Source organism: Blastomonas sp. 34TW (genome assembly GCF_059803595.1).
The window spans coordinates 20,259-46,377 of record NZ_JAPFGW010000018.1; the positions used below are offsets into that span (position 1 = coordinate 20,259).

General features: G+C 64.2%; 24 protein-coding genes. 3 read left to right on the forward strand and 21 right to left on the reverse strand.

The window, feature by feature from the left end; translation table 11 throughout:
- Positions 1-579: 579 nt before the first annotated feature.
- From OPU69_RS17875 to OPU69_RS17915, 9 genes are all read right to left on the reverse strand, one after another.
- The gene (locus tag OPU69_RS17875) at positions 580-1,506 is read right to left on the reverse strand and encodes an HNH endonuclease (RefSeq protein ID WP_498512884.1); all 927 of its coding nucleotides are present in this window, start codon (positions 1,504-1,506) and stop codon (positions 580-582) included.
- Positions 1,507-1,861: 355 nt separating this feature from the next.
- The gene (locus OPU69_RS17880; RefSeq protein WP_498512886.1) at positions 1,862-3,142 is read right to left on the reverse strand and encodes a T6SS phospholipase effector Tle1-like catalytic domain-containing protein; all 1,281 of its coding nucleotides are present in this window, start codon (positions 3,140-3,142) and stop codon (positions 1,862-1,864) included.
- A 23-nt stretch (positions 3,143-3,165) separates the two neighbouring features.
- Positions 3,166-4,473, reverse strand: a complete 1,308-nt coding sequence (locus tag OPU69_RS17885) for an MBL fold metallo-hydrolase (protein ID WP_498512888.1) — start codon at positions 4,471-4,473, stop codon at positions 3,166-3,168.
- Between the two features lie 652 nt (positions 4,474-5,125).
- The gene (locus OPU69_RS17890) at positions 5,126-6,358 is read right to left on the reverse strand and encodes a TolC family protein (protein WP_498512890.1); all 1,233 of its coding nucleotides are present in this window, start codon (positions 6,356-6,358) and stop codon (positions 5,126-5,128) included.
- Entirely contained in the window at positions 6,355-9,465 is a 3,111-nt protein-coding gene (locus tag OPU69_RS17895; protein ID WP_498512892.1) for an efflux RND transporter permease subunit, read from the reverse strand. Before OPU69_RS17895 ends, OPU69_RS17890 begins: the two co-directional genes overlap by 4 nt.
- A gap of 4 nt (positions 9,466-9,469) precedes the next feature.
- The gene (locus OPU69_RS17900) at positions 9,470-10,594 is read right to left on the reverse strand and encodes an efflux RND transporter periplasmic adaptor subunit (RefSeq protein WP_060980202.1); all 1,125 of its coding nucleotides are present in this window, start codon (positions 10,592-10,594) and stop codon (positions 9,470-9,472) included.
- Positions 10,595-10,640: 46 nt separating this feature from the next.
- The gene (locus tag OPU69_RS17905) at positions 10,641-11,657 is read right to left on the reverse strand and encodes a sensor histidine kinase (protein ID WP_498512894.1); all 1,017 of its coding nucleotides are present in this window, start codon (positions 11,655-11,657) and stop codon (positions 10,641-10,643) included.
- Positions 11,657-12,328 (reverse strand): response regulator transcription factor, encoded by a 672-nt coding sequence (locus OPU69_RS17910; protein WP_498512896.1) that lies wholly within the window; start codon positions 12,326-12,328, stop codon positions 11,657-11,659. The genes OPU69_RS17905 and OPU69_RS17910 overlap by 1 nt, the downstream gene beginning before the upstream one ends.
- A 15-nt stretch (positions 12,329-12,343) precedes the next feature.
- On the reverse strand, positions 12,344-13,084 hold the full coding sequence (locus OPU69_RS17915; RefSeq protein ID WP_060980199.1) for a cytochrome b/b6 domain-containing protein: 741 nt from the start codon (positions 13,082-13,084) through the stop codon (positions 12,344-12,346).
- Positions 13,085-13,345: 261 nt separating this feature from the next.
- On the opposite strand from OPU69_RS17915, the gene OPU69_RS17920 reads away from it, so the two are divergent.
- Positions 13,346-14,689, forward strand: coding sequence for a methyl-accepting chemotaxis protein (locus tag OPU69_RS17920; protein WP_498512899.1), 1,344 nt, complete (start codon positions 13,346-13,348; stop codon positions 14,687-14,689).
- Between the two features lie 122 nt (positions 14,690-14,811).
- Here the strand turns inward: OPU69_RS17920 and copD are convergent, their stop codons facing one another.
- From copD to OPU69_RS17940, 4 genes are read right to left on the reverse strand one after another with little or no spacing between them, the layout of a single operon-like run.
- Positions 14,812-15,738, reverse strand: coding sequence for a copper homeostasis membrane protein CopD (gene copD / locus OPU69_RS17925; protein WP_498512901.1), 927 nt, complete (start codon positions 15,736-15,738; stop codon positions 14,812-14,814).
- Positions 15,739-15,741: 3 nt separating this feature from the next.
- Complete coding sequence (gene copC / locus OPU69_RS17930; protein WP_498512903.1) at positions 15,742-16,131, reverse strand: copper homeostasis periplasmic binding protein CopC; 390 nt, start codon at positions 16,129-16,131, stop codon at positions 15,742-15,744.
- A 17-nt stretch (positions 16,132-16,148) separates the two neighbouring features.
- Positions 16,149-17,195: a copper resistance protein B gene (locus tag OPU69_RS17935; protein ID WP_498512905.1), complete on the reverse strand. Its 1,047-nt coding sequence runs from the start codon at positions 17,193-17,195 to the stop codon at positions 16,149-16,151.
- On the reverse strand, positions 17,192-18,958 hold the full coding sequence (locus tag OPU69_RS17940; RefSeq protein ID WP_498512907.1) for a copper resistance system multicopper oxidase: 1,767 nt from the start codon (positions 18,956-18,958) through the stop codon (positions 17,192-17,194). Before OPU69_RS17940 ends, OPU69_RS17935 begins: the two co-directional genes overlap by 4 nt.
- Before the next feature lie 74 nt (positions 18,959-19,032).
- Here OPU69_RS17940 and OPU69_RS17945 point away from each other — a divergent pair, with 74 nt between their 5' ends.
- Positions 19,033-19,305 (forward strand): metal-sensitive transcriptional regulator, encoded by a 273-nt coding sequence (locus tag OPU69_RS17945; protein WP_060980195.1) that lies wholly within the window; start codon positions 19,033-19,035, stop codon positions 19,303-19,305.
- Positions 19,302-20,048 (forward strand): MauE/DoxX family redox-associated membrane protein, encoded by a 747-nt coding sequence (locus OPU69_RS17950; protein ID WP_498512909.1) that lies wholly within the window; start codon positions 19,302-19,304, stop codon positions 20,046-20,048. Before OPU69_RS17945 ends, OPU69_RS17950 begins: the two co-directional genes overlap by 4 nt.
- A 7-nt stretch (positions 20,049-20,055) precedes the next feature.
- On the opposite strand, the gene OPU69_RS17955 is transcribed toward OPU69_RS17950, so the two are convergent.
- The 8 genes from OPU69_RS17955 to OPU69_RS17990 form a co-directional block, all read right to left on the reverse strand.
- Positions 20,056-20,334, reverse strand: coding sequence for a hypothetical protein (locus OPU69_RS17955; protein ID WP_498512911.1), 279 nt, complete (start codon positions 20,332-20,334; stop codon positions 20,056-20,058).
- Positions 20,324-21,373 (reverse strand): chemotaxis protein CheB, encoded by a 1,050-nt coding sequence (locus tag OPU69_RS17960; RefSeq protein ID WP_060980192.1) that lies wholly within the window; start codon positions 21,371-21,373, stop codon positions 20,324-20,326. Before OPU69_RS17960 ends, OPU69_RS17955 begins: the two co-directional genes overlap by 11 nt.
- A gap of 37 nt (positions 21,374-21,410) precedes the next feature.
- The gene (locus tag OPU69_RS17965; protein ID WP_023836565.1) at positions 21,411-21,848 is read right to left on the reverse strand and encodes a chemotaxis protein CheW; all 438 of its coding nucleotides are present in this window, start codon (positions 21,846-21,848) and stop codon (positions 21,411-21,413) included.
- A 30-nt stretch (positions 21,849-21,878) separates the two neighbouring features.
- Positions 21,879-22,259, reverse strand: a complete 381-nt coding sequence (locus OPU69_RS17970) for a response regulator (protein WP_081096883.1) — start codon at positions 22,257-22,259, stop codon at positions 21,879-21,881.
- A 16-nt stretch (positions 22,260-22,275) separates the two neighbouring features.
- Positions 22,276-22,818, reverse strand: a complete 543-nt coding sequence (locus OPU69_RS17975; protein WP_060980205.1) for a chemotaxis protein CheD — start codon at positions 22,816-22,818, stop codon at positions 22,276-22,278.
- Positions 22,818-23,855 (reverse strand): protein-glutamate methylesterase/protein-glutamine glutaminase, encoded by a 1,038-nt coding sequence (locus tag OPU69_RS17980; RefSeq protein ID WP_060980191.1) that lies wholly within the window; start codon positions 23,853-23,855, stop codon positions 22,818-22,820. The genes OPU69_RS17975 and OPU69_RS17980 overlap by 1 nt, the downstream gene beginning before the upstream one ends.
- A complete protein-coding gene (locus tag OPU69_RS17985; RefSeq protein WP_060980190.1) occupies positions 23,852-24,721 on the reverse strand; it encodes a CheR family methyltransferase in 870 nt (289 codons plus the stop codon). Before OPU69_RS17985 ends, OPU69_RS17980 begins: the two co-directional genes overlap by 4 nt.
- Positions 24,718-26,119: chemotaxis protein CheA (locus OPU69_RS17990; protein ID WP_498512914.1), on the reverse strand; the 1,402-nt coding region annotated here is incomplete at its 5' end. The genes OPU69_RS17990 and OPU69_RS17985, both read right to left, overlap by 4 nt.

Below are 26,119 nucleotides of genomic sequence, written 5' to 3' on the forward strand. Positions count from 1 at the left end.
GCCTTTACCGATTACCGATGTTGGCTGCTCTTCACTGGACGGAGTCTGACCTAAGACAGGCGGCACAGACAGTGCGAAAGCAGCCAAAACATTGGCTGCAGCCCCCCTTTTAATCACGACACCCCCTGCTGCGAACTGTCAAAATCTAACATAAATTATTAAACATGCTAGCTTTTTTAGTCTCCGAAGCATCCCGCGCAGGAAGTCCAGTGTCAACCCCCTTGAAATATGGGATCGCTCCAGCAACCCAGCGATCAAGCTCCGGGAAAAGCGGCAAAGGCTCCGGCGACTGCATCGCACACCGGCAGGCGGAACTAGCCGACACCGCTATCCACCCATCTTCGATTATCAGCGTGACCGATCGCCGATCTCAATAGCAGCCTGGTGGCTTTCGGCGGAAACAGACGTTCAGCGCGGCAGCCGCGAACGACTGGGTCTGAGTCGCTTGCTGCCGGAAGCGGAACACCGCTTTCTGGGACCTGGCTCACCGGGCTCGTAGGTTTTTAACGGAATGAATACAGCACAGAAGGAACAAACTCGGTCATTTGACTGCTGACTGGTTTCCATCCCGAAGACACATCAATGCTTGAAGCAGTGCTCGCGGTGCCAGGCAAGAAAGGCAGGGTGGGGACGCTCCAGCCGTCGCAGCGGAGGGATGGCAAAGCGGGTTTCATTGATCAGCGAATGGATGCTGTCAGCGTCATTGGCTTGTCGGCTCACGAGGATTTCTAGATCGTCGTTGAAGCCGATCAGGCCTCGATCGAACATCCAGTGGACGGTCCCAGACAGAGCAATCCCGTTGGTGACGATGTCTGGTCCGCCTCGATCCACTGGGCGAATATGGGCTGCCTCGACTTCAGCACGCCCACCACCATTGATCAGCTTGAGGCCAGTCACCGCACAGCGGGCGTCATAAGCTTCTACCACCCGGCGGCGGAAGAGCCTGTCACGGACAAGTCGTGAGCCCAGGTTCGCCACACGATCCCGTTCGACTTCCAATGGTAACGGGGCAGGCACCTCAGCTTGCACGATCTCGCAGGTCGCGTCGATCCTTGGCAGGAAGCTATCATCTTCCGCCAACCCAAGGTCAATGATGCGATTAAAGTCCTCTGTCGAAAGCCGCCGGACGGCAGATTGCGCCCGACCCGAAATTTTGCCTTGCTCATTCAGAACGCCACGTTCGACAAGCCCCGCAGGGCCATTGAAAGATACCCGGTTGGGGAAGTCCAGATATGTGCCCGGTTCGATCAAGGCGAGATACATGTCCCTAGCGGTCGGGTCGGGGACGACCTGCGCGACTTTGGCTACTGCAAAGTACCCGCGCGTGTCGCGAACCTTTCTGGGCTCGTAGTAGATAATCCAGTCGCCAATGCAGGCACTGACCCTGGTCAGGTATTGTCGTGGAAACTGGTACCGCTCCGCAGGACTGTCGGCATAAATCGAGTCCGTCCGATGAACGAAAATGCCTTTAGTCATGAGGTTTTTGTCCCCGCTTTGCAGAACCATCGCTCACAGAGCTGATTGTTACGTCATCTGCTTGCATCCCTGCAATGACCGGCTCCACATCAGAAACTGTGTGTAATCCAAATCATCAGTCCATCGTGATCGTGCATTTCGAGGTCGCCGGACAAGACACCGTCACAGTCATAAACAGCCAACGGCTCTGCCGCAGTCCAAGTGGATTGCGGCTCGGGCTGGTAAGCTCAATGAGCGTCCCAACAAGGCGGTCGTTTCGTTTTGCCGAATCATCAGTTGTGCCAGTCGCTGACGCCCAGATTATAACCTTCGGGCCGGAGTGATGGGTGCCGGTTGTTCGTGCCGGCATGACGGCGACCGAAGCGTGAATTCTTGATCAAGGCGCTCAATCATGGGGGCAGGAGGGGCCACCAGGCGGATCTGTTGGCAGCATAGCTTTGGGATCATAGTCAGCGAGTCGGGATTTTCGGCAGTAGATGCTGTCGTCAATGGCATGCTCCGAGCGTAACCGCCTGGGTTCGGCAAGCGGTAGATAGAGTCCAAAGAGCTTGTGCCGTCGCGTCTCGCGATATTTGGCTCGCTTCGGCAGAATTTCGAGTGGCATCCAGGCGCGACCCAGCGAATCATGCATCAGCCCAAGCGCACTGGGCCTGACGTATTGATGCTGTGCCATTGGACCTGACGTTCGTGCGCCGGGTCTGGGCTCGCCATAGGCGAGGTGTCGATGCGTAGCAGGTGTAATGACCAAGCCAGCCTTCTTTGCTTCCTCCACCATCCAGATCAGCGGAATCTTTGAAAGCGAACTCTCGCGCTCGGGATAGCCGCCGCCGACATCAGAATGAACTCCCGGGAACCAGCGTTGTTCGATGTCCTGTGCAATCTTCTGATCTGGCTCGAAACGGTTCGGGACATGGTCCTGAGGCTGCTTCCATTCTGCGACACGAAACATCCGGCGTCGCTCATCGAGCGCCAAGGCATGCCGGAAAATTCTCACGGAAGGATTGGCATCAGTATATGGAAGAGTTTCCAGGCTCGGCAGCCACATCCGATCGGAGCGAGGCACGAGCACAGAGGCAACTGTGTCCCAGCAACCCATGAAATGGATGGTCGGCGCTCGCGTGCCCATAACCCGCGCAAAATGCCATGCGACGGGCATCGCGTTTTCTTTCGCTGCGCGCTTGTATGTAGCTAGCGCATTGTCGCACAGATTGATCTGTGACGAACGGAGAAGCCCGATCAGATGGAGCAGTCCGGCGAGCACACGCACCGTCCATGCACCGCGGCTGAACCCGAAGAGGAAGATGTGATCCCCTTCCTCCCAGTTCTCGACAAGGAATCGATAGGCACCGAGGACATGGTCATCGAGCCCGTAACCGGTCGCAAGGCCGATGACGCTTTCCGTCTTCTGGCTGAAGCGAGTCAGCCAGTTTGGGCGGCCGACGGTGCCGATGCCCTGCGCATAATAGACGAGCTGCTTTTTGCCTTTCTGCGCGATTCGGAATAGTTTCAGCACGTTCGATATTCGGAAGTCTCCGGCATCTTCAGTGAGCGCTCCGCCAAGCTCATTGCCCGTTCCGTCGCACATAATGACGATGTTGCGTGGTTTTGGCTCGCGCGGCTTCCGGGCCGTTTTCTCTGCGACAGATACATCGGGAATGCGAGCCATGTCATTCTGTCCTTTGGTTTGCGTCAGTCGACGAGACCAGAGTAGCCGGCGGTGATCGAGCCGTAACCGGTGACGCTGATCAGGATATTGTCACAACCACCAGGCGTTTCGTCCGCATCGGGTCCGATCTTGCGGTCGCGCATCTCGCAGGAACGAGCATCATCGTCGATGCGGAAGTCGTCTTCTCGGTCGGTGCGCAGTACCTGCCCGCGCCGCTCAAGCTCGTCCACGATTTCTTCATCGGGCAGGCGGACGCGATGATAGGGATATGGCCCGGAAGAGATGGCGTAGATTTTTGCGCCAACCGCATCAAGGAAGCTGGTCCGGGACGATGTCAGGCTGCCGTGATGCCCGACCACGAGCACATCGGCTTTGAGGTCGCTCGCGCAACATGCCAGAAGTTTCGCTTCGATGCTTCGGGGGCTGGGAGGGCTCGCAGGTGGTTCGCGTTCCCCACCTTCGGCATCGCCGGCGAGAAGGATGCGCCCGTCGGCAAGGTCGAGCCTGATCACCACGCTGTTGTCATTGGGATCTGAATAGGGATGAGCATCCCGAAACAGAAAATGCATGCGGGCGTCGGCGCCCAACGCAACTGGTGCGGCTGTCATCATGTCGGACTGGCGGACGGTCACAGTGCCGTTGCACCCGCTGCCGGTGAACGTCACTGCGCGACTGCTGTTGGCGGCGATAGCATCATGATAGCGCGAGCTCGGCTCGGCCATGGCCGCTTTCAGAAAGTGGCAATAGCCGTCCGTTTTGTTGACGCGCCCGGATTCCCAGACGTTATCGATCTGGAAAGCCGAGAATACGCCAGGCATAAGCTGGAGATGGTCCTTGTGCGGATGGCTGAGGATTAGGTGGTTTATCCGGGTCAGGTCGGGCCGCGCCGTGCGTATATAAGCGACGACGCGGTTTTCTTCGCCGTCATGCAGATCGTCCTGGCTACCCGCATCATAAAGGACAGTGTACCCCGGGCCTTCGACGAAAACTGCCAGGCCCGTGCCCACGTCGATTACGTGTACCTTGTGTGCCGAACCGATAAGTGGCGCGGCGCCTTCCTGAGGCAGCACGATCGTCCACGCCTTGCTCACATAGCCGCGCGTTCCGTCTGGGAGAGCGACGATATACCAACCGCTGACTTCGCCGACCAATCTCGCGCTATCTCCCGGACGGAGCCGGGCGAGAATGGCAGTATCAGTGGATGGGCCCTCGCGGACCAGTACCGCGCTGGATACACGTGAGCTTGGCGCGACATCATCGGCTTTGGCAGGCGCCGTGACCATCGACATCAGGCAGGCCAGCAGGGCGGCTATGCAGGAACGAAGATTCATAGGACCTCCTCCACCCTCCGATTGTAGTCGGTATCGTCCCGTCTGGACAGCGATGCCTCTACAAGGAGGCAGCGAGACTGATCCATTTTGGAGGCTTTGCCATCTTGGCGGAGGGCTATGGTCAGTGCCGGTAAAAGTTTGCCGTTGGTTATGCCTGTGTCAGGGGCAATCGCGAGAGAAGTGCAGGCTGTTAAAAGCCGCCGCTCGAGGACAGTGGAAGCTTTCAGCGATGACAGGTTGTCAGTCGAAATTTCCGATTCGGTTTGCCATGAGCGTCCAATCGATGTAGTGAGGCAACAAGAGATAAATAAAAATCGGGACACAAATCTTCCAATTCGTTGTTTTATGTGCCATCAATTGTGCCACTGAGAAAAATCAAATTATGTTTTAAAAATAGTATCAAATTTTTATTTGATGTTATTGTGTTCTCTTCTGGCACCAGACACCCATTCGCTGAGCGCCTCGCGAATGGGCTAAAGCCTCCGAAACCTTGCGTTTTGCCAGCCCCAGTTCGGACTGGTGCCGTCTGAGCTGCGTATTCGCGGATGCTGGTTTGGCAATCCCAACAGGCCCTTCGCAGCGGGCTGCTGACCGCCTCGATATGGGTGGCAATGGACTTTCCCGGCGTCCGAAGCTTCGAGGAATTTGTCCGCTACAGTTCGTCGCTGATCCAGATGCTGTGGCTGTCGATCAGGATGCGGGTGATGGCGCGCAGCGCCTCGGTGCGCGCCTGTATCTCTGCGCGGAACATGTCCTGCGTCTGGCGCTCGGCGAGCAGCAGGTCGGCCAGATCGATCGCCCCCAGATCATAGCCCTTGCGCATCTTCAGCACGGCGGCGACTTGCGCCCTGGCGCCATCGCGGCTGCGTTGCCAGGCGGACCAGGCAGCATCGGCCTGGACGACATCGGTATCGGCCATTTCCTTGACGTCGAACGCGACCGCCATTGCCATCGCCTCGGCCGCCGCCGCCTCGCTGCCCGCCCGGTCGGCAAGCGCGCTGCGATGCCGCCCGCCGATCGGGATCGTGGCGATCAGGCCGATCCCGGTTTCCTGGCCGCTGCGCTCGCTGAAGGCGCGAACGCCGACGCTGGGATCGGCGATGCGGTCGCGCCGCGCGCGATCGGCCAGCGCCTGCATCCGCTCGGCCTCGGCCCTCGCCGCGCCGATCTCGTGGCTGCGCGCGATGACCAGGGCGCGCAGTTCGGCAAGGCTTGCCTGCGGCATCTCGGGCAGTGGGAGGTCGTCCGGCGCGGCAGGCAGTGCCAATCCCGGGAACTGCGCCGCGATCCGCGCCCTGGCCAGCTCAGCGCGGCCCGCCGATTGCTGCATCTGCAACCGTGCCGCACCCAGCGCCGCCTCGGCCTGATCGACCTCCATCGGTGCGGCATCGCGCAGTTCTGCCCGGCGGCGGATGCTGGCCAGCGAGCGTTCCAGATTCTGCACCGCCTGCGCGTCGATCTGCTGCTCGGCCGCCGCGCCCAGCCAGTCCCACCAATAGTCGGCGAGCAGCAGCGCTGCCTGGTGGCGCGCGTCCTCCATCCGGTTTTCCGCCGCCGCGACGCCCGAGGCTCCCGCCTGCCGGTCGAGCCGCGCCTTGCCCGGCAGCCGGATCGGACGGCTGAGCGAGGCATCGAACTCGGCATAGCGGCCTTCGCGCTCAACGCTGCGCTGGATCGCGCTGGTGGTCAGCTGGAACTCGTGCGGGCCCGCGCGCAGCGCCTCCCCATCGGCGCGTGCGGCCGCGACTCGCGCCATCGCGGCGAGCACGGAAGGATGCTGATCGAGCGCCTCGCGGACCTGCGGCTCGGGCGGCAGGCCAGGCTGCGCCAGCGCAGGCATGGTGCTGGCGAGCAGCGCGGCGATCAGGACGAACCGGCGCTTCATGCAGCCTCTCCTGCGGCTGTATCGAGTGCGCCGGCGTCGCGCTCCGCCCGGCTCTCGCCGAAGCGCTGATAGAGAATGGGGAGCAGGATCAGTGTCAGCATCGTCGCGCTGACCAGCCCGCCGATCACCACGATGGCGAGCGGGCGCTGGATTTCCGATCCGGGCCCGGTCGCGAACAGCAGCGGAACCAGCCCGAACGCGGCGATCGTCGCGGTCATCATCACGGGGCGCAGCCGCCGTGCCGCGCCCTGGCGCACCGCCTGTTGAAGGCTCAGACCGTCCTCGCGCAGCTGCCGGAAGCAGGTGACCATGACGAGCCCGTTGAGCACCGCGATGCCGAGCAGCGCGATGAACCCGACCGAGGCGGGGACCGAAAGATACTCACCCGACAATGCCAGCGATATGATGCCGCCGACCATCGCAAAGGGGATGTTGACCAGGATCAGCAGCGAGGCGCGCACCGATCCCAGCGTCGCGTAGAGCACCAGGAAGATCAGCACGAGCGAGATCGGCAGCACCACCATCAGCCGCGCCGAGGCACGCTGCTGGTTCTCGAACTGCCCGCCCCAGACCAGCCGATAGCCCTGGGGAAGCTTCACATTGGCCTCTATGTCGCGCTTCGCATCGTCGACATAGCCGACCAGATCGCGCCCGCCGACAAAGGCCTGGACCATCGCGTAGCGCGATCCGTTTTCATGCTCCAGCTTCACTGGGCCCGCGACCTGGCGAACATGCGCCACATCGCTTGCCCGCACCAGCTGGCCCGAAGGCGCGCGATAGAGCTGATCGGCAAATTGCGCTGGGTCCATGCCCGCGCCGCCGGTGCCCTTGATCATTACGGGCACGCGGCGTCCCGCTTCGGTCACGGTACCTGCGCGCACGCCCTCGACATTGGCGCGCATCATGTCCTGCAGCAGATCAACGGGCATCCCGGCGCGTCCGGCGGCCACGCGGTCCATGTCGAGCTGCAGATAGTCGACGGTGTCGTTGGCGACGGTCATCGCCTCGGTCGTGCCCTCGATCTTCTCCAGCCGCCCCTGGATCTCGCCGGCCAGGCGCGAGAGCTCCTTGAGGTCGGGCCCGAACAGCTTGATCACCAGATCGCCGCGCGCGCCGGTCAGCATCTCGGAAATGCGCATCTCGATCGGCTGGGTAAAGGTCGGCTCGATGCCCGGAAAATCGTGCATCACCGCGCGGATCTGATCGGTGAGCCAGGCCTTGTCGGCCCGGCGCCACTCGTCGCGCGGCTTCAATTGCAGGAAGCTGTCGGTCTCGTTGGGGCTCATCGGGTCGAGCCCCAGCTCGTCGCTCCCGACGCGCGCGATCACCGCCTCGATCTCGGGCACATCGGCGAGCAGCGCCTTCTGCACTTTCATGTCGCCTGCGGTGCTGTGATCAAGGCCGATGCTCGGCAGCTTGCTCAGCTGCACGATGATGGAACCTTCGTCCATGGTCGGCAGGAAGGTCTTGCCGGTCAACGCATAGGCCCCGCCCGCGAGCACCAGAGCGGCGCCAGCGCCGATGAAGACCCGGCGGGGATGCGCAAAGCTCGCATCGAGCAGCCGGGCATAAAGCGGTGTCATCCACCGCATCAGGACCGGCTCATGATGCCCCTCGACGCGCTTGAGGCCATAGAAGGCGAGCACCGGGACCAGGGTCAGCGACAGGATCAGCGCGGAGAGAAGCGCGAGCACGATGGTCATCGCCACCGGCGCGAACAGCTTGCCCTCCAGCCCTTCGAGCGTCAGCAGCGGCAGGAAGACGAGCGCGATGATCGCCATGCCCGAGGCGACCGGGGTTGCGACTTCGGCCGTGGCGACGAATACCGCGTTGAGCTTGGTCGCGCCGCGATGCTTCGGATCGGACAGCCTCTCGACGACATTCTCGACCACCACCACCGCGCCGTCGACGAGCATTCCCACCGCAATGGCAAGCCCGCCCAGGCTCATCAGGTTCGCGGTCAGGCCGATCGAACGCATCCAGATGAAGGTCATCAGCGCCGCCATGGGGAGCGCGAGCGCGACGATCACCGAGGCGCGCACATCGCCCAGGAACAGCAACAGCAGGATGACGACCAGCACCGTCGCTTCGAGCAGTGCCTTTTCGACCGTGCCGACCGCGCGGCCGATCAGGTCCGACCGGTCGTAAAAGGGCGCGATGGTCACGCCTGGCGGCAGCGTCGGCTGCAGCTCTTCCAGACGCTGCTTGATCCCGGCGACGATCTTGCTCGCGTCCGCGCCGCGCAGGCCGATCACGAGACCCTGCACCGCCTCGCCCTTGCCGTTCTTGGTCACCGCGCCATAGCGGGTGAGGCTGCCCATGCGCACCGTCGCGACATCGCCGACGCGCACCACCGCACCGCCCGCGCTGCGCACGACGACCGACGCGAGATCGTCGAGCGAGGCAATCGCGCCGACCGAGCGCACGATCAGCGATTCCTCGGCGACGCTCAGCCGCCCTGCGCCATCATTGCGGTTGCTCGCCTCGATCGCGGCCTTGAGGTCCTCGATGGTCAGGCCTGCAGCGGCGAGCGCGGCCCCATCGGGCTGCACCTCATAGGTCTCGACCATACCGCCCAGCGCGTTGACATCGGCGACGCCAGGCACCGTGCGCAAGGCGGGCCGCACCGTCCAGTCGAGCAGCCGCCGCTTCTCGGTCAGCGACAGCGGCCCTTCGATGGTGAACATGAACATGTCCGACAGCGGGGTCGAGATCGGGGCCATCCCGCCCTCGACCGTGGCGGGAAGGTCCGCCGTCGCATTGGCCAGCCGCTCGGCGACCTGGCTGCGCGCCCAGTAGATGTCGGTACCGTCGGCAAAATCGATGGTGATATCGGCAATCGCATATTTGGCGACCGATCGCAGCACCGTCTGATTGGGGATGCCCAGCATCTCCATCTCGATCGGAGTGATGACGCGGCTTTCGACCTCTTCGGGGGTCATGCCCGGGGCTTTCAGGATGATCTTGACCTGAGTCGAGCTGATGTCCGGAAACGCATCGATCGGCAGGTTGACGAACGACCATGCTCCGAGCGCTGCAATCGCAAGCGCAAGCCCGGCGACAACAAGGCGAAAATGGAGCGAGGCTTCGACCAGCTTGCGCAGCATCGGATCAGTTCCCTGCCAGCAGCATCTTGAGCTCGCTGATGCCCGATACCGCGACCTTTTCACCCGGCTTCAGCCCATCGGACAGGATCGTCCGGTCGCCAGATTGGCCTGCAACTGTCACGGCGCGCGGCGCGAAGCCCTTGCCGGTCTGCAACAGCACATGCGGTTTGCCGTCGATGGTGGTCATCGCACGCGAAGGCACGCTGACGCCGGGTTGTGCGCCGTCATGATGGATCACCACCATCACCGACTTGCCCGCGACCAGCGGCGGCGTGCCGTCGATCCGCGCCTTGGCGATGATCGACCGCGTCGCCGGATCGAGCGAACTGCCCACCGACAGGATCGATCCGGTCAGTTCCGACATCGCACCCGTTGCCGGGACCGCGATGCGCATGCCGGGGCGCACCTGGCCCGCCAGCCGCTCGGGCAGCTGCAGATCGAGCGCGAAGGCGCTGCTGTTCTCGATCACGAAGGGCGCCGAGGTCGCCATCACCGGCCCGCCGACCTGCGCGGTCATGGCCGCGACGCGACCGCCGATCGGCGCGCGCAGCGTGACCTCGCCCGATGCGCTGGCGCCTGCCTGACGCAGGATGCGCGCATTTTCCGCGACATCGGTTCGCGCGACGCGGATCGCGGCGTTCATCTCGTCGGCGCGCGCGCCTGCGACAATGCCTTCATCGACCAGCTGGCGGGTGCGCGCGGCGCTGGCCTCGGCCAGGCCCAGCCGCGCCTGGGCGCGCGCAAGCTCCGCGCCATATTGCAGCGGCTCGCGGCTCTTGACGGTCGCCAGGGCTTGCCCGGCCGAAACCTGCTGACCCTGGATGACATGCAGCCGGACAATCGCGCCGTCGAACGGGGCGGTGACCGCCACCTGTGCTTCGGGAGGCAGGGTTATGGCGGCGGGGACGGTGCCCAGCGGCACGTCCATCGCGGCCTCAGCCGCTACAGTCTGGACGCCCAGGCGCCGCAATTGCTGTGCGTTCAGCATGCCGGGGGCTACCTGCATGTCGGCCGTTTCCTGACCGGCACCATCGGGCTGACCCGATCCCCCGAGCAGCCGATAGCCAGCGAAAGCGGCAACAATCGCCAGTGCCGCGAGAGTTGCGTAGAGAATCTTTGCCCTGTCCATCCCGACCTCGTGACGGGCAAAGCTGACGGTTGCCTGACAGCGGCTGCTATTGCCGGAAATCGAGGATCAGGCTGCTCGAGGCTGGATCGGTGCGGATCGATCCGCGATGCACCTGCATGATGCGGTGGACGATGGCCAGGCCCAGGCCGGCGCCATCTGGACTGGCGTGATCGGCGCGCGCCGTGCGCCGAACCATCCGTTCGAGCTGCTCTTCCGAAAGCCCCGGACCCCCGTCCGACACGCGGATGACGGCGCTGCCATCCAGGATCACCCGCACCGTGCCGGCAGGAGGCGTCACGCGCACGGCGTTGTCGATCAGATTGCGCAGGGCGGCCCCGATCGCCTCGCGGCGTCCACGCAGGCTCGGCGGCTGGCCCTCGCTGACCAGCTCGATCATCCGGCCCGAGGCGATCACCGTCGGCGCGGTGCGGGCGATCACGTCGCTGGCAAGTTGGGCCAGATCGACATGGTCGGTCGCGGTCGCCGCAGCCTCCTGCGCGTCCATCTGCGCCAGCAGCATCAGCTGGTCGATCAGCCGCCGCATCGCCGCGACATCGCCCTTCAACCGCGCCGCCGGCTCCCCCTCCATCCCGTCGAGTTCGAGCATCATCGCCGCGAGCGGCGTGCGCAGTTCGTGCGCGACATCGGCGGCAAAGGCCTCCTGCTGCGCCGCCGATTGCTCCAGCCGCCCCAGCAGCGTGTTGACCGCCGTCGTGAACGGCAGGATTTCTGCGGGCAGATGTGCGTCATCGACACGGATATTGCGGTCCTGGCCCGATACCGCGTTCAGCCTGTCGGTCGCCTCGGCGAGCGGCTGGAGCGCGCGTCGCATGACGAAATGCATCGCCAGCATCATCGGGATCGCCAGCGCCAGCACCGGTAGCACGACATGTTCGGCCATCTCGCGCAGCGCGGACCGCAGCGCGTCGGGCGCCGACATCGCGGCGAAACTGCTCCAATATTCGAGCAGCACCGCGCCCAGCAGCAGGAACGTTCCGCCGGTGACGACGACCGCCAGGCCGCGCGCGAGCGAACGGAAGATCGACGGTGTCGGCCGCTCCATCACCCGCTCCGCAGCATATAGCCGACGCCGCGCACGGTATGCAGCTGCCCGGCGAGCCCCGCGTCTTCGAGCTTGCGGCGCAGGCGCGAGACGATCGCCTCGACCGCATTGGGGGTCACCGGCTCGTTGAAGCTGTACAGCGCATTCTCGATCGCATCGCGCACCACCACGCTGCCCAGCCGCCGCATCAGCAGCTCGAGCAGATCGGCCTCGCGCCGCGACAGGTCGATCACCCGATCGTCGAGCCGCGCCTCGCGCGTCACCGGGTCGAAGCGCAGCGGACCGCTCTCCAGCACGCTGACCGCGCGCGGTCCGGGCCGTCGCAGCAGCGCCCGGATGCGCGCCGCCAGTTCCTCGATGTCCACCGGCTTGACGAGATAATCATCCGCACCAGCGTCGAGCCCGGCAATCCGGTCCTCCAGCCCACCGCGCGCGGTGAGCATCAGCGCGGGCACCAGCTGGCGCAGGGCACGCTGATGCTGCAACCAGGCGAGCCCGTCGCCATCGGGCAGTCCCAGATCAAGGATGATCGCATCGAACTCGGCGCCCGCCAGGCTGTCTTCCGCCGTGGCGAGGTCAGGCGCAATGTCGCAAATGAACCCGCGTCGTCCCAGTCCTTCGGCGATCAGCCCCGCGAGCCGCTCATTGTCCTCGACGATCAGAAGGCGCAAGGGGCAGCTCCCGGATCAGTCTTCGTCATGATCATCCTGACCGACGATGCGCAGGGCGCTGGCGGATGCATGATGTTTGGCATGTTCGGCTTCTTCGCGCGATCCAGGCATGAAGGCGTCGCGATCATAACGGGTGATGCCGAACACGGACAGGCCGACGATCATCAGCGCTGCGAGATTCGCCATCACGCGGCGCACGCATGGTTCGTGCGCGAAGCGCATCCCGGGTCCGGGCTTGCGGCCGGTGACCATCGCCCTGGCCAGATTGTCGCGCGTCAGAACCGACATCACCACCACGCCGATCACATGGACCACGATCAGCCCGAGCAGCGAGAAGGCGAGGATTTCATGCAGATCCTCGTTTCCGCCTCCCGTCGTCATCTGGATGCCTGTGCCGACGACCGTTGCCGTGCCGACAAGCAGCGCCAGCACCGCCAGACCGCCGAGCGGATTATGTCCCAGCGTGCGCCGCGGTCTTCCGGCCAGCAACTCCCGGACATGAGGCAGAACCGCGGCGGGCTTGACGAAATTTGCGAACCGGGCCTGGGCATTGCCGATAAAGCCCCAGCACAGGCGAAACACGATCAGCACCGCCGCAACATATCCGGCGGCCATGTGCCATGGGGCCAGGGGACTCGCTTCTTCCGACGATGCAAAAGCGATCGCAATCGCTGCCACCAGCGACCAGTGAAACAGCCGGATCGGGAGATCCCAGACGGGTACCGTAGAATGCGGGGGATGAAAGGTCTTTGTCATGCCAGCCTCCTGTCCATGCCGTTCTGCCCAGGCTGGCTGACGGCAGCCTGACGACATGGTGCCAGGAACCAGACTGTTCGGGGGAACGCCGCGCGTCGGAACCTACCCCCCTAAAATTTGGGGGGAGGGGCTGAACCTAAACCACTGGTTAGGCATTTGCGCTTAGTCCCATAGGTTCTCCACACTGCGACCAGGAGAACATCAATGATTCAGCATTTTACCGCCCATGCTCCCATCAGGCGGAAGTTTGACACTCTGATCATGCTGCTGGGCGTGCTCGCCGCTATCCCGCTGGCGGTGACCCTATCAGGGGTCGGAGGCCTGCTGGCCATCGAATTGGCCGAGGTTGTCGCGCTGGTTGCGGCAGTCGGTGTCATGCTGGCCGCAAAGAAGCTCATCTGCGATCCCTATGTGACCACTGTTGTCCGCATGGAGGGGCTTGCTTCGGGCGATCTCACTTCGCCGATCCCCTATGTGCATTTCGAGGATTGCGTCGGCCGGATGAGCCGCGCGATGCTGATCTTCCGCGACAATGCCAAGGCTCGTGAGGAATCGGATGCGGCACTGCAGGACGTGATCGGCGAGGTTACCTCGGCGCTTGGCCATCTGCGCGATGGCGATCTGGGCTATGCGATCAAGATCAACGCTGCGCTGGGCGAAAAGGCCAATGCCATCAGCCATGCGTTCAACGATGCGACCGCCGCGCTTTCGGCGATCCTGTCGAAGGTCGCTGAGACCGCCAGCAACGTCCTGAACGGAGCGACCGAAATCCGCTCCGCGTCGGACGATCTGGCCCAGCGGACCGAGCAGCAGGCGGCGAACCTTCGCGACAGCGCGCTCGCCATGGCAGAAGTCACACAGATGGTGCAGCAGACCGCGAAGAATGCGGGCGAAGTCGGCACCCAGGTCGCCGAGGCGCATGTCGCCGCAACCGACGGGGGCGCCGTTGTGCATCGCGCGGTCGATGCGATGCACGCCATCCAGAAATCGGCGAGCGAGATCACCAACATCATCGATGTCATCGACGGCATCGCCTTCCAGACCAACCTGCTGGCGCTCAACGCCGGGGTCGAGGCCGCGCGTGCTGGCGATGCTGGCAAGGGATTTGCGGTGGTCGCCAACGAGGTGCGCGCGCTCGCCCAGCGCTCGGCCGATGCCGCCAAAGACATCAAGGAATTGATCCAGGCTTCGACCGCCAGCGTCTCCGATGGCGTTGCGCTGGTTGACGAGACCGGATCGGTGCTGTTGCAGATCGGCGACCGGGTGGCAGCCGTGAACAGCCGCATCGCGGAAATCTCGGCCTCGGTGCAGGTCCAGGCGAGCCGTCTGCAGCAGGTGAACCTTGCCGTCGGCGAAATGGACAAGATGACCCAGCAGAATGCGGCGATGGTCGAGCAATCGACTGCCGCTTCGCGCAGCCTGGCAGACGAGGCCAATGATCTGGCGATGGTGGTGCAGCGGTTCAGCGGCACTGCTGTTGCTGCGACCGCCAAAGCCAGGCCCAGCGCTCCGACGCAGCGTACAAGGCCGCGTGCGGTGCCGCAAATGGCGGGCAATCTCGCCTTGCAGACGGTGCAGGACGAGGACGACTGGTCGGAATTCTGACCTCGACTGGTCGGGCGCTCATCAGGGGCTGCGCGCCGGTCCTGGCTGTGGCCTTGCGCGTTGTGCGACTGGCTGATTGACCGGACAGAGCCGCGTTCGCTCTCTCAGACGGTTTTGCCCGATCAGCTGTCGCCTGGCATGGGCGATGCCAGTCCGAGCCACGCGACGACGGCGATCACCGCCACCGCGAGCAGCAGCTCGACGAGCAGCGTTCGACGCATGGTCTGGAGCGCTTGCTGATCCGGGGCCGGGCCAGCGTTCCAAGCCTCCGGGATGCTTCGCGCTGTCGACCGATTGGACCTGGCGCATAGCAGCATGAGCGCGACCAGTCCGAGTTTCACAACGAGCAGCTGACCATAGCGTGTCGAAAGAACGGGCAGGGCCTGGCCGAGGCCGAAGATCATCTGGCTGTTGACGACGCCCGTCAGCGCCACCACCAGCACAAGCGCCGCGCCGACTGGTGCAAAGCCCTTGAGCGCCGCCGCAAGCGCCATGGTGCGCTCCGGATCGGATCCGGCATGGGCGCGCAGCACGAGCAGCGCGAACCAGCCGATCGCACCCAGCCAGAGCCCTGCGGCGAGCAGATGGGCTGCGTCATTCAGTCGGTGCAGCCAACCGGCAAAACCCTCGCCAACCGCGGCATGGCCACTCCAGGCCAGGGTGCCGAGCGCGGCGCCATAAAGGCTCGCGGCGATGCTGCAGCTGGCGCGCGATGGCCGGAAAAGCAACGCCGGCACCCATGCGAGGACAACCGTCAGGACACGTACAATCCCGGCCCGTCCGAAATCGGTGGCGCCGACGAGCGATGCTACCGCTGCCCCGTCAAGATCGAGGGGCGACTGCCCCATCATCGCCGCGATATCAGTGGCCAGGCTGAACGCTACGGCCACGGGGGCCGCCATGGCTGCGAAGATCACCCAGTTGCGGCGATCCTTGGTGCGCGCAAAGGCATGCGCGGTCATGGCATGGAAGGCGAAGCCGCCGAACAGGCCGAGCAACAGGGCATATTGCACGAAGCGCATGCCCGGCTGGACCAGCTCCATCGCCATGGATCATTTCACCGTGAAGCTTGTCTTGCCCCGCATGCGATGACCGTCGGCTCCGGCGGCCTGCCAGCGAACCTCATAGCTGCCCGGACGAAGCGGCTGGCGCAGGTTGAGCGTCATGGTCTTGTTTCCGTTCGACCAGGCGGTGGTGAAATTGCGGATGGTCATCTCGCCATGATCCTTGACCCCCGGCATGGCGGTCATGACGATGCTGGTGGCGGCCGTCGGCGGCAACAGCGCCTCGTTGAACGTCAAGGTGACCGTTTTGGGCTTGGCCACGACGGCATTGTCGGCTGGCGTCGAAGCGACGACCTTGGCATGGGCGAGCACGGCCGGAGCGGCGGCAATCATGGTGCAGGCGAGGGCGAGGCCGGTAAAAAGGGTTCCAAGACGCATAACAAGCTTCCTTATCGTCAAAACCAGAAACGAATGCCCAGGACGAAGTTGGTGACGCTGGGGTCTTCTCCAGCGGCGCGCGCGAAATCGGCGCTGCGCCCGGTCTTCCAGACCTGTTCGACACCGATATAGGGCGCGATCTCGCGGATGATCTCGTAGCGCAGGCGGACACCAAGCTCGAAACTGTCGATGCCTGCGCCGATCCCGAGCTCGGGCACGTCCTGCGCCGCAAGGTTCAGTTCGGCGCGCGGCTGGATAAGGATGCTCTGCGCGATGCGCTGGTCGAGCTCGGCCTCGATCCGCGCGGTCAGATCGCCCCGGTGCGAGAGGAATAATGCGCTGTCGAGCTCGAACATATAGGGCGCGAGCCCCTGGATGCCGATGACCGCATAGCTGGTGTCCGGCCCGGCGAGATCCTGTCGGAATCCGGCCTGCAGATCGAAGAACGGCGCGATCGCGCGCGAATAGAGCGCCTGGATCTCGAGCGCCTCGATCGGTTCGCCGAAAGTGCCTTCACCCTCGCTCTTGAAAAAGAACTTGTCGGTGGTGTTGCCGTAAAAGCCCTGCAGATCCCAGAGATAGCCGTTGCGGCCGTCGCGTGCCTGAAATTCGGCGCGGTCAGCCTGGAACCAGAACAGGTTGAAATCGCCATGGGTTTTCTGCAGGTCCTCGCGCGAGGCGCGCATGGCATCTGCGCCCCAGACGGCGTCGGCCGCGCGCGGCGCGCCGCTTCCGGCTTCGGGCGGGGGCGGGGTTTCCATGTCGGGGCCGGGTGAGGCTGCCGCAGCCTCCGGCGCGCCATGGCCCATGGCCGAATGATCCATGGTGCTATCGTCGGCCGCGTCCTGATCCGAAGACCCGTGATCCATCTCACCATGGTTCATTTCGCCATGGTCCATGCCCTGATGCGGATCGGCGGGCTCGGCGCTGTCCTCCACCTGCGCGCCATGGTGTCCGGCGTGCGGGTCTCCGGCCTGATGGTCGCCATGCCCCTGATGCGGCTGGGCCAGCGCCGGGCTGGCGAGCGGGATCAGCGCGGCGGCGACAAGAGCTGCGCGCCTCATGCTGATTGGTCCGGCCCGGCGACCGTCACGGTCTGCATCATCCCGCCGTGCATGTGATAGAGCAGATGGCAGTGAAAGGCCCAGTCGCCCGGCTCGTTGGCGGTGAGATCGAACTGCGCGCTCGCGCCCGGCTGCACGATCATGGTGTTCTTGCGCGGTTGCCGGTCGGGCGCTTCGCCATTGACCATCTCGAAGAACATGCCGTGGAGATGGATGGGGTGCGCCATCATTGTGTTGTTGACCAGCTTCACCCGCACGCGCTCGTTCCAGGCAAAGCGGATCGGCACGTCGCTGACCGCCGAATACATGCGCCCGTCGAACGACCACATATAGCGTTCCATGTTGCCGGTAAGGTGCAGTTCGAGCAGCCGGGTCGGCTCGCGCGCATCGGGGTTCGGTTCGGCCGCAGCCAGCATGCGATAGGTGAGCACGCGGTGCGGCACATCGCGCAGGCCCAGGCCCGGATCGCCCATCTTGTCGACCGGGGCCATCGAGACCATGTCGATGCCGGGCCCGACCTTGACGTCGGGCGGCAGCAGCGTGGTGTCGCGCATCTTCATGCCCTGCATGCTCATGCCGCCCGACCCATGGCCCATGGAACCATGGTCCATTCCAGCGTGATCCATCGCGCCATCGCCATGGTTCATGCCCATGTCGCCCATGGTCAGCAGCGGCGGGTCGCGCAGTGCCGGCACCTCGGCGCGCAGCCCCGGCGCGCTCGCCAGCGTCGCCAGCGCCATGCCCGACCGATCCATCGATTCGGCTACGATGCTATAGGCAGGCGCGGAGCCGGGCTCGAGGATCACGTCATAGGTTTCCGCTGTGCCGATCTGCAATTCGTCCACCTCGACCGGGCGCACCCGCTGGCCATCGGTCGCGATCACGGTCATCGGCAGGCCGGGGATGCGGATGTTGAAGAAGGTCATCGCCGCGCCGTTGATGATGCGCAGGCGAATGCGTTCACCGGCCTTGAACAGATATTCCATGCCCTCTTTCGGGCCGCGCCCATTGGCCAAGAAGGTATAGGTCTTGCCGCCGATATCGGCGATATCGGTGGGCATCATCCGCATCTCGCCCCACATCCGGCGCTCGTCGCCCGACATCGGATAATCGTCGGTCCATGTATTCTGCTGCCGGTTGAAAAATCCTTCGCCAGTGCGCAGCCGCTTCATGATGAAATGCGGGTCGAGCGTGGTAAAATCGCTGACCAGCAGGATATAGTCGCGGTCGATTCGAACCGTCTCGCCGCCCTTCGGCTCGATGATCATCGGTCCATAATGGCCCGACTGTTCCTGCAGCCCCGAATGGCTGTGATACCAGTAGGTGCCCGACTGGCGCACGGGAAATTCGTAGGTGAAGGTCTCGCCCGGCCTGATCCCCGGAAAGCTGATGCCCGGCACGCCGTCATACTGGAACGGCACCAGCAGCCCGTGCCAGTGCACCGAACTGTCGACATCGAGCGTGTTGGTGACGTTGAGGCGCACCGTGTCGCCTTCGGTCAGCCGGATCAGCGGGCCCGGCACGCTGCCATTGACCGCGATGCCCGGCCCGCGCCGCCCCTGGACGATGCGATGGCCGCTGCCGATCGAGAGATTGACCTCAGGCCCGCGCACCTCGTCGAACCCCGCAGGAATACGCGGTCCGCCGCGCCCGTGGCTGCCGCCGTGCATGCTGTGGCCCTGCGCCCAGGCTGGCACGGCGGCCAGACCAAGGGTGCCGCCGATGCCGGTCAGGATGGAGCGTCTGGAAAAATCTCTGCGCATGGTTCTTGCTTATCCTCTGTGGCGCACATACTATACCCCCCTATGGTATGCAACGCCATTTTGGAGGGATCAGCATGGCCAAGGACAGAACCGCAATCCTCAACCGCTTGAAACGCATCGAAGGTCAGATGCGCGGCATCGCGCAGATGGTCGAGCAGGACCGATATTGCATCGACATTCTCAACCAGATGCAGGCGGTCAAGGCGGCGCTCTCCAAGGCCGAGAGCGAGATCCTCAAGGATCACGCCGCGTGCTGCGTGTCGGAAGCGATCGCATCGGGCGATGCGGCCGAGCAGCGGATCAAGTTCAACGAGCTGATCGAGCTGTTCGAGAAGATCAAGAAATGACCGCGCGCAAGACCGCCGTGCTCCATCGCATGGTGATGGACAAGCATGTCTGCCCCTATGGCCTCAAGAGCAAGTATCTGCTCGAGAGCCAGGGCTATGCAGTCGAGGACCACTGGCTGACGACGCGCGAGGAGACCGATGCGTTCAAGGCGAAGCATGGGGTCAAGACCACGCCGCAGACCTTTATCGACGGGGTGCGGATCGGCGGGAATGACGATTTGCGCCGATATTTCGGCAAGAAAGTGAAGGACGCGGACGCGGTTTCCTATGTGCCGGTGATCGCGTTGTTCGCGATGGCCGCCCTGATGGCGGGCGCGACCAGCTGGCTGACCATGGGCACGCTCGTGTCGATGATGACGATCGAGACGTTTATCGCGGTGGCGATGTGCCTGCTTGCGGTGCCCAAGCTGCAGGATGTCGATGCGTTCGCGACGATGTTCCTGGGCTATGATCTGCTGGCCCGGCGCTGGCTGCCTTATGCCTATATCTACCCGTTTGCCGAAGGGCTTGCCGGGGTGCTAATGCTCGCGCGGGCGCTCGACTGGGTATCGATCCCGGTAGCGCTGTTCATCGGTTCGGTGGGCGCGGTGTCGGTCTTCTACGCGGTCTATGTGCAGAAGCGCGACATCAAGTGCGCCTGTGTCGGCGGCAGCTCGCGCGTGCCGCTGGGCTTCGTCTCGCTCACCGAGAACGTCATGATGGTCGCCATGGCGCTATGGATGGCCAGCGGCGGCGCCATGTGATCCGGCCTCAGGCCTCCGGCGCGTGGCCGGTGCTGACGGGTCGGTAGGCGCTGGCGATCCATTCGAGCCGGCAATTGGCGAGCGACTGCGACAGGTCCTCCGATTCCAGGATCTCGGCGATCGCGACCTGACGCTGCGCCAGCAGGTCGATGTCCTGCAGCAGCGTCAGGTTGCGGATTGCCGTTTCCTCGTCCTGGCAGAGCGACGAGCCGACCTGTTCGGTCAGATGGCCGGTAGAGCGCAGCAGATCGGCAATGACGCGCAGGGCCGTGCGGTCATGCAGCATTCTGCGTCGCCTCGTCGGGCGGGCACAGACGTGCACCGAATTCCGCCGGGGGCACGAAGTTCATGATGCCCTTGGCGATGGCGGCGCCGATCATTTCGGGGATCAGCGCGGTGTCGGGCGACTGCAACAGGCAGGTGCCTTCCGCGGCGCGCAGCGCGCCCATGCCGGCGGCGCCATCTTCACCACCGCCCGAAAGCAGCAGGCCGACGCCTTTGGCACCGACGGTCTTGGCGAGCGAGGCCATCAGCAGGTCGGCCGAGGGACGCGCACCGTTGACGGGATCGCGCTCGACCAGACGGATGCGTCCATTGGGCCAGCTGTCGATCACCACATGGTAGCGCGGATCGACCGCGACATGGATGATGCCCGGCTCGAGCAGTGCGCCGTCTTCGGCGATCTTGATCTGCGCGCGGCAATCCTTGTTGAGATTGGCGGTCAGCGAGGCCGAGAGCGCCTCGTCGATCGCCAGCGACACGATGGTCGGCGGGCAGTTGGTCGGCAGGCTGGTGACCGCGACGGTAGCCGGGTCGATCGATCCCATTCCGCCTGCGATCGCGATAACCTGGCCGTTCCAGCGATAGTTGAACGAGGCGCTGAGATCGACCGCGTCCTTGGCCTTGGCGCGCGCTTCCAGATTGGTGCGCGCAGCGGTCAGCACGGTCTTGCACAGCTTGCCCGAGATCTTGGCGAATTCTTCCGCCGTCGCCTTTTGCGGCTTGGGGAAGCAGTCGACCGCGCCCAGCTCGATCGCGCGCAGCGAGATGTCCGCGCCCTTCTGGGTCAGCGTGGAGAGCATCACCACCGGAATGGGGCGCTCGGCCATCAGTTCGGCCAGGAAGTCGATGCCGTTCATGCCGGGCATTTCGACGTCGAGCGTCAGCACGTTGGGGCGCAGTTCGGCGATCATCTCGCGCGCCTCGATGACGTCGCGGGCGGCGCCCAGCACCTCGATATTCTTGTCCTTTTCCAGCGCGCTGGTGAACAGCGCACGCATGGTGATGGAGTCATCGACGATCAGAACACGGGCGGCGGCAGTCATTGGTTTGACCCTTCAGTTACGGGAAATGAGGCTGCGATCAGGCAGCGTCGGCATATTCGATTTCATGGGTGAGGGCGACAAGGTCGAGCACCATCACCATGCGGTCGTCGAGCGAGGCAAGCCCTTCGAGGAAGGGCAGCACCGAATCGCCCGTGGTCGGCGGCGGCTGCAGCGCGCTCTGGTCGAAGGTGACGATATCGCGCACCGCATCGACGATCATGCCCTTGAGCTGGCCGTTGACCTCGGTGACGATGATGACGTGCCGCTCGCCGGGCTTGGACTTGTTCCAACCCAGGCGCGCCGCCAGATCGATCACCGGCAGCACAATGCCGCGCAGGTTGACGACGCCGGCGACGTAATCGGGCACGCGCGGCAGGCGGGTGGTGGGCGACCAGGCGCGGATTTCGCGGATGCCCATGATGTCGATACCGAAGGTCTGGCCTTCGACTTCAAACGTGATCAGCTGACGGTTCATCATTCTTCCCCCAACAACAGGCTAGCAGGATCAGTGCGTGACGCGGCGGACGGCAGCCGCGAGCTTCACAGCGTCGAACGGCTTCACGATCCATCCCGTCGCACCGGCCCGGCGCGCCTGTGCCTTCTTCTCCTCGGACGCCTCGGTCGTCAGCACCAGGATCGGGCGATTCTCGTGAATCGCGCCCTTTCGCAGGTGCTCGATCAGGCCGAAGCCGTCCATGCGTGGCATGTTGATGTCCGTAATAACGACATCGCACTCGTTCTCCTTAAGCCAATCGAGCGCGGAAACGCCGTCATCGGCCTGGTCGACATGGAATCCCTCCGCTGTCAGCGCATGCTTGAGCAGTGCGCGCATGCTGGGACTGTCGTCCACAGTCAGAATGCGGGTCTTTTCTTGAGCACAGGTCATTTTCGGGGTCCTTCTCTCAGAACAGCTCAATATCGCCGTGATCTTCACGAGGCTTGGGTGTGGGCAGGTCTTTGGGAGCCTGCGAGTTGTCGACGATGCGGCAACGCGCCTGGCCATGATAGGGGCGGAAATCGACGCGCCGGGCGGACGGACCGCCGACCGACTGGCTGACCAACGGAATCCCCTCCGCCTTGAGGAACGAGGTCGCGAATTCAGCATTGGCCGTGCCGATCCAGCTCATTCCGCTGGACATGTTGGCACCGCCATAGAGATGCGCGCGCAGCATCCGGCGGTCCGCGCCATAAGCCAGCATCTCGTTGATCAGCACTTCCATCAGGTACACGCCATAATGTTCGTCCAGCCCGGCATCATTGCTGGGGCTGGCGAGCAGGAAATGGTTCATGCCCCCGATATTGTTCGAGGCGTCATACAGGCAGCATGCGATGCAGCTGCCCAGCACGGTGGTCAGCTCGAGCCTGGGATCGCCGCTCACCCGCGCCTGGCCCTGCATGACCATCAGACGCACCCGCTTGTGCTTGGAAAAGTCGATGGTTTCCATCAGCATAGCGCAACACCTCCGAAGGCGACCTGCGCGATGCGGTGGATCGGCGCGACGACGCTGGCAGCGCCCAGCGCGATCGCCGCGCCCGGCATGCCGAACACGACCGAAGTCGCCTCGTCCTGCGCAATGGTCATCGCGCCGCTCTCGGCCATGGCGAGCAGGCCATGCGCGCCGTCATTGCCCATGCCGGTCAGCTGGATGCCGATGGCGTCCGCGCCCAGATTTTCCGCGACCGAATGGAACAGCACATCGACGCTTGGGCGATGGCCGCTGACCTTCGGACCGGGCCGCGCGCGGACATACATGCCCGAACTGCTGCTGCCGCGCACTTCCAGATGCCTTTCGGTGCCCGGCGCGATATAAACATGGCCTGCACGCACCGGCAGGTCGGGCTCGGCGATCATCACCTTGGGCGCGCAGACCGAATCGAGGCGTCGCGCGACGGCTTCGGCAAAGGCACCGTTGATATGCTGCACCACCATGGTGGGCGGGCAATCGGCCGGGAACTGGCTCAGCAGCACGTGCAGCGCTTCCACGCCGCCGGTCGATGCGCCGATCGCGATCAGCCGGGTCTGCGCCGATCCCAGCGTCTGGCGCGGGGCCGGGGCAGGGCGGGCGCGGTCATGCGCCTGCACCTTGGCCTGGGCAGCGTTGCGGATCATCTCGGCAAGGCGACCCTGGTCGGACACGAGGATATTGCCGGCCGCGCCGCTGGGCTTGGCATAACATTCGACCGCGCCGATCTCGAGCGCGCGCACCGTCATCGCCGAGCCGCTTTCCGCGAGACCCGAAACGATCACGACCGGCGTCGGGCGCAGCGTCATCAGCTTTTCGAGGAATTCCAGGCCGCTCATTCCCGGCATTTCGATGTCGAGCGTGACGACATCCGGGTTGAGCGCCTTGATCATGCTGCGCGCCTCGCGCGCATCGACCGCCGTGCCCACGACCTGGATGTCCGCGGCCGGGCGCAAAGCCTCGACCAGCAGCGCACGCATGGTGGGAGAATCATCGACGATCAGGACACGAATGCTCATGCGCCCTCCTTAAGGTAAATAGTCTTACCGATTTGCGTAAGACGGGCAGCGGCAGGGCCAATAACGCGTTCGCTATGGCCAATGTACAGATGCCCGCCGGGCAGCAGCTGATCTGCAAACCGGGCCACCAGCCGTTCCTTGGTCGGCTGGTCGAAATAGATCATGACGTTGCGGCAGAAGATCACGTCGAACTGACGCTTCATCGGCCAGTCATGCAGCAGGTTGAGCCGGTTGAAGCTCACGAGATTGCGCACCTGCGGGTTGATCGTGGTGGTGGCACCGCTCGACTGGGTCCACAACCGGCGCAGTTCGGCGGGCATTGCGGAGATATTCTCGGTCGAATAGCTCGCTGCGCGCGCGGTATTGAGCACGTTGTCGTCGAGATCGGTCGCCAGGATGCGCAGATCGGTGCCCGCCAGCGTCGCCGCCATGCGCGCGTCCTCGCCCAGGATCGTGGTGACGATCGACCAGGTTTCCTCGCCGCTCGAACAGCCCGCCGACCAGATGCGCACCGGCTGGCCCTTGCGCGCCTTGGCGATCAGCACCGGGGCCACTTCCTCGCCCAGATGCTCGAAATGATGGTCCTCGCGGAAGAAATAGGTGTGGTTGGTGGTCAGCGCGCAGATCACCCGGCGCAGCTCCTCCTCATTGCCCTTCAGCGAGGCGAGATAATCGGAAAAGGTGGTGAAGCGCGATTCGCGCACCAGCGGGGCCAGGCGCGAATAGACCAGCATCGACTTGGCAGGGACCAGCACGATACCCGCAGTTTCATGCGCCAGCCGCTGAACGGTGGCGAAATCCTCCGGCGAGTAGACGGCCCGGCTGATCCCCGGCAGCGTCTCGAAAGAGAGGGCTTGCGCGTTCACGCAACCTCCCGGTAGCTCTGCGTGCCCGCTTCGGCAGCGACAAGGCCATCGACATCGACGATCAATGCGACGCGGCCATCGCCCAGAATGGTCGCGCCTGCGACGCATTCGACCGAGCGGTAATTGGCGTTGAGGCTCTTGATGACGATCTGGCGCTGGTCGACGATCGAATCCACCAGCAGCGCAGCCTGGCCTGCCAGCTCGGTATCGACGATGATCAGCACCGCCTCGGTCGGATCGTTGATCTCGCCGTCGAGATCGAGCGCGCGGGCGATGTTCACCACCGGGATGAACCGGTCGCGTGCCTTGAGCATCAGGCGGCCGTTGCCCAGGCGGTGGATCTCGCCTTCGCCCGGACGCAGGTTCTCGACAATGTGCGACAGCGGCAGCACCAGCGTTTGCGAACCCACCGTGACGGTCATGCCATCGGCGATGGCGAGCGTCAGCGGCAGCGTCAGGATGAAGCTGGTGCCGGCGCCCGGCTCGGTCTTCACCGTGATGCGGCCGCCCAGATCCTTCACGTTCTGACGGACGACGTCCATGCCGACGCCGCGTCCCGAGATGCTCGAGACGGTTTCGGCCGTCGAGAAGCCCGGGGCGAAGATCAGGTTGTTGATCTCGTCCGCCGACAGGTTGGCGTCGGGTGCGACCAGACCCTTTTCGACGGCCTTCTTGAGCACCTTGGCCTGATCGATGCCGCGACCGTCATCCTCGATGCGGATGAGGATGCGGCCCGAACGCTGCTCGGCCGAGAGCTTGAGCGTGCCATCGGGCGACTTGCCGTTCGCGGTGCGGGTGGCGGCGTCCTCGATGCCATGGTCGGCTGCGTTGCGGATGAGATGGGTGAGCGGATCGCCAAGGCGTTCGATGATCGTCTTGTCGATTTCGGTCGTCTCGCCCGAGACTTCCAGGTTGATGTTCTTGCCGGTGCTCGCCTGCAGGTCGCGCAGCAGACGCGGCACGCGGCTGAACACGGTGCTGATCGGCTGGGCGCGGATCGCCATCGCGCGTTCCTGAACGTCGCGGGTCAGCGATTCGAGCATGGCGAGTTCGCTGCTGTTGCGCATGCCATAGGTCGACATCTGCTGGCCCAGCATCGCCTGCGCGATCATCATCTCGCCGACGGTGTCGATCAGCTGATCGAGCTTGCGCAGATCGATTCGCACCGATTGCGAAACCGGGGCGGCAGGCGCTGCCGGAGCGGGCTGCGACGACACCAGCGCAGGCTTGGGCGTTTCTGTCTTTTCGGCCGGAGCAGCAGCGGTTTCCACAGGCGCCGGAGCCGGAGCCGGAGCCGGAGCCGGGGCTGCTACGGGTGCGGCCGGCGCGCCGACCGCCAGGATCTCGCCGCGCAGCGCCACCGCCGACCCGAAAAGATCGCCATTGTCCAGCACGGGC

Excerpts from the sequence above, each read along its gene's own strand:
- OPU69_RS17875 (WP_498512884.1), bottom strand. The coding sequence starts at position 1,506 with ATGGTTCTGCAAAGCGGGGACAAAAACCTCATGACTAAAGGCATTTTC.
- OPU69_RS17880 (WP_498512886.1), bottom strand. The coding sequence starts at position 3,142 with ATGGCTCGCATTCCCGATGTATCTGTCGCAGAGAAAACGGCCCGGAAG.
- OPU69_RS17885 (WP_498512888.1), bottom strand. The coding sequence starts at position 4,473 with ATGAATCTTCGTTCCTGCATAGCCGCCCTGCTGGCCTGCCTGATGTCG.
- OPU69_RS17890 (WP_498512890.1), bottom strand. The coding sequence starts at position 6,358 with ATGAAGCGCCGGTTCGTCCTGATCGCCGCGCTGCTCGCCAGCACCATG.
- OPU69_RS17895 (WP_498512892.1), bottom strand. The coding sequence starts at position 9,465 with ATGCTGCGCAAGCTGGTCGAAGCCTCGCTCCATTTTCGCCTTGTTGTC.
- OPU69_RS17900 (WP_060980202.1), bottom strand. The coding sequence starts at position 10,594 with ATGGACAGGGCAAAGATTCTCTACGCAACTCTCGCGGCACTGGCGATT.
- OPU69_RS17905 (WP_498512894.1), bottom strand. The coding sequence starts at position 11,657 with ATGGAGCGGCCGACACCGTCGATCTTCCGTTCGCTCGCGCGCGGCCTG.
- OPU69_RS17915 (WP_060980199.1), bottom strand. The coding sequence starts at position 13,084 with ATGACAAAGACCTTTCATCCCCCGCATTCTACGGTACCCGTCTGGGAT.
- OPU69_RS17920 (WP_498512899.1), top strand. The coding sequence starts at position 13,346 with ATGCTGCTGGGCGTGCTCGCCGCTATCCCGCTGGCGGTGACCCTATCA.
- copD (WP_498512901.1), bottom strand. The coding sequence starts at position 15,738 with ATGGCGATGGAGCTGGTCCAGCCGGGCATGCGCTTCGTGCAATATGCC.
- copC (WP_498512903.1), bottom strand. The coding sequence starts at position 16,131 with ATGCGTCTTGGAACCCTTTTTACCGGCCTCGCCCTCGCCTGCACCATG.
- OPU69_RS17935 (WP_498512905.1), bottom strand. The coding sequence starts at position 17,195 with ATGAGGCGCGCAGCTCTTGTCGCCGCCGCGCTGATCCCGCTCGCCAGC.
- OPU69_RS17940 (WP_498512907.1), bottom strand. The coding sequence starts at position 18,958 with ATGCGCAGAGATTTTTCCAGACGCTCCATCCTGACCGGCATCGGCGGC.
- OPU69_RS17945 (WP_060980195.1), top strand. The coding sequence starts at position 19,033 with ATGGCCAAGGACAGAACCGCAATCCTCAACCGCTTGAAACGCATCGAA.
- OPU69_RS17950 (WP_498512909.1), top strand. The coding sequence starts at position 19,302 with ATGACCGCGCGCAAGACCGCCGTGCTCCATCGCATGGTGATGGACAAG.
- OPU69_RS17955 (WP_498512911.1), bottom strand. The coding sequence starts at position 20,334 with ATGCTGCATGACCGCACGGCCCTGCGCGTCATTGCCGATCTGCTGCGC.
- OPU69_RS17960 (WP_060980192.1), bottom strand. The coding sequence starts at position 21,373 with ATGACTGCCGCCGCCCGTGTTCTGATCGTCGATGACTCCATCACCATG.
- OPU69_RS17965 (WP_023836565.1), bottom strand. The coding sequence starts at position 21,848 with ATGAACCGTCAGCTGATCACGTTTGAAGTCGAAGGCCAGACCTTCGGT.
- OPU69_RS17970 (WP_081096883.1), bottom strand. The coding sequence starts at position 22,259 with ATGACCTGTGCTCAAGAAAAGACCCGCATTCTGACTGTGGACGACAGT.
- OPU69_RS17975 (WP_060980205.1), bottom strand. The coding sequence starts at position 22,818 with ATGGAAACCATCGACTTTTCCAAGCACAAGCGGGTGCGTCTGATGGTC.
- OPU69_RS17980 (WP_060980191.1), bottom strand. The coding sequence starts at position 23,855 with ATGAGCATTCGTGTCCTGATCGTCGATGATTCTCCCACCATGCGTGCG.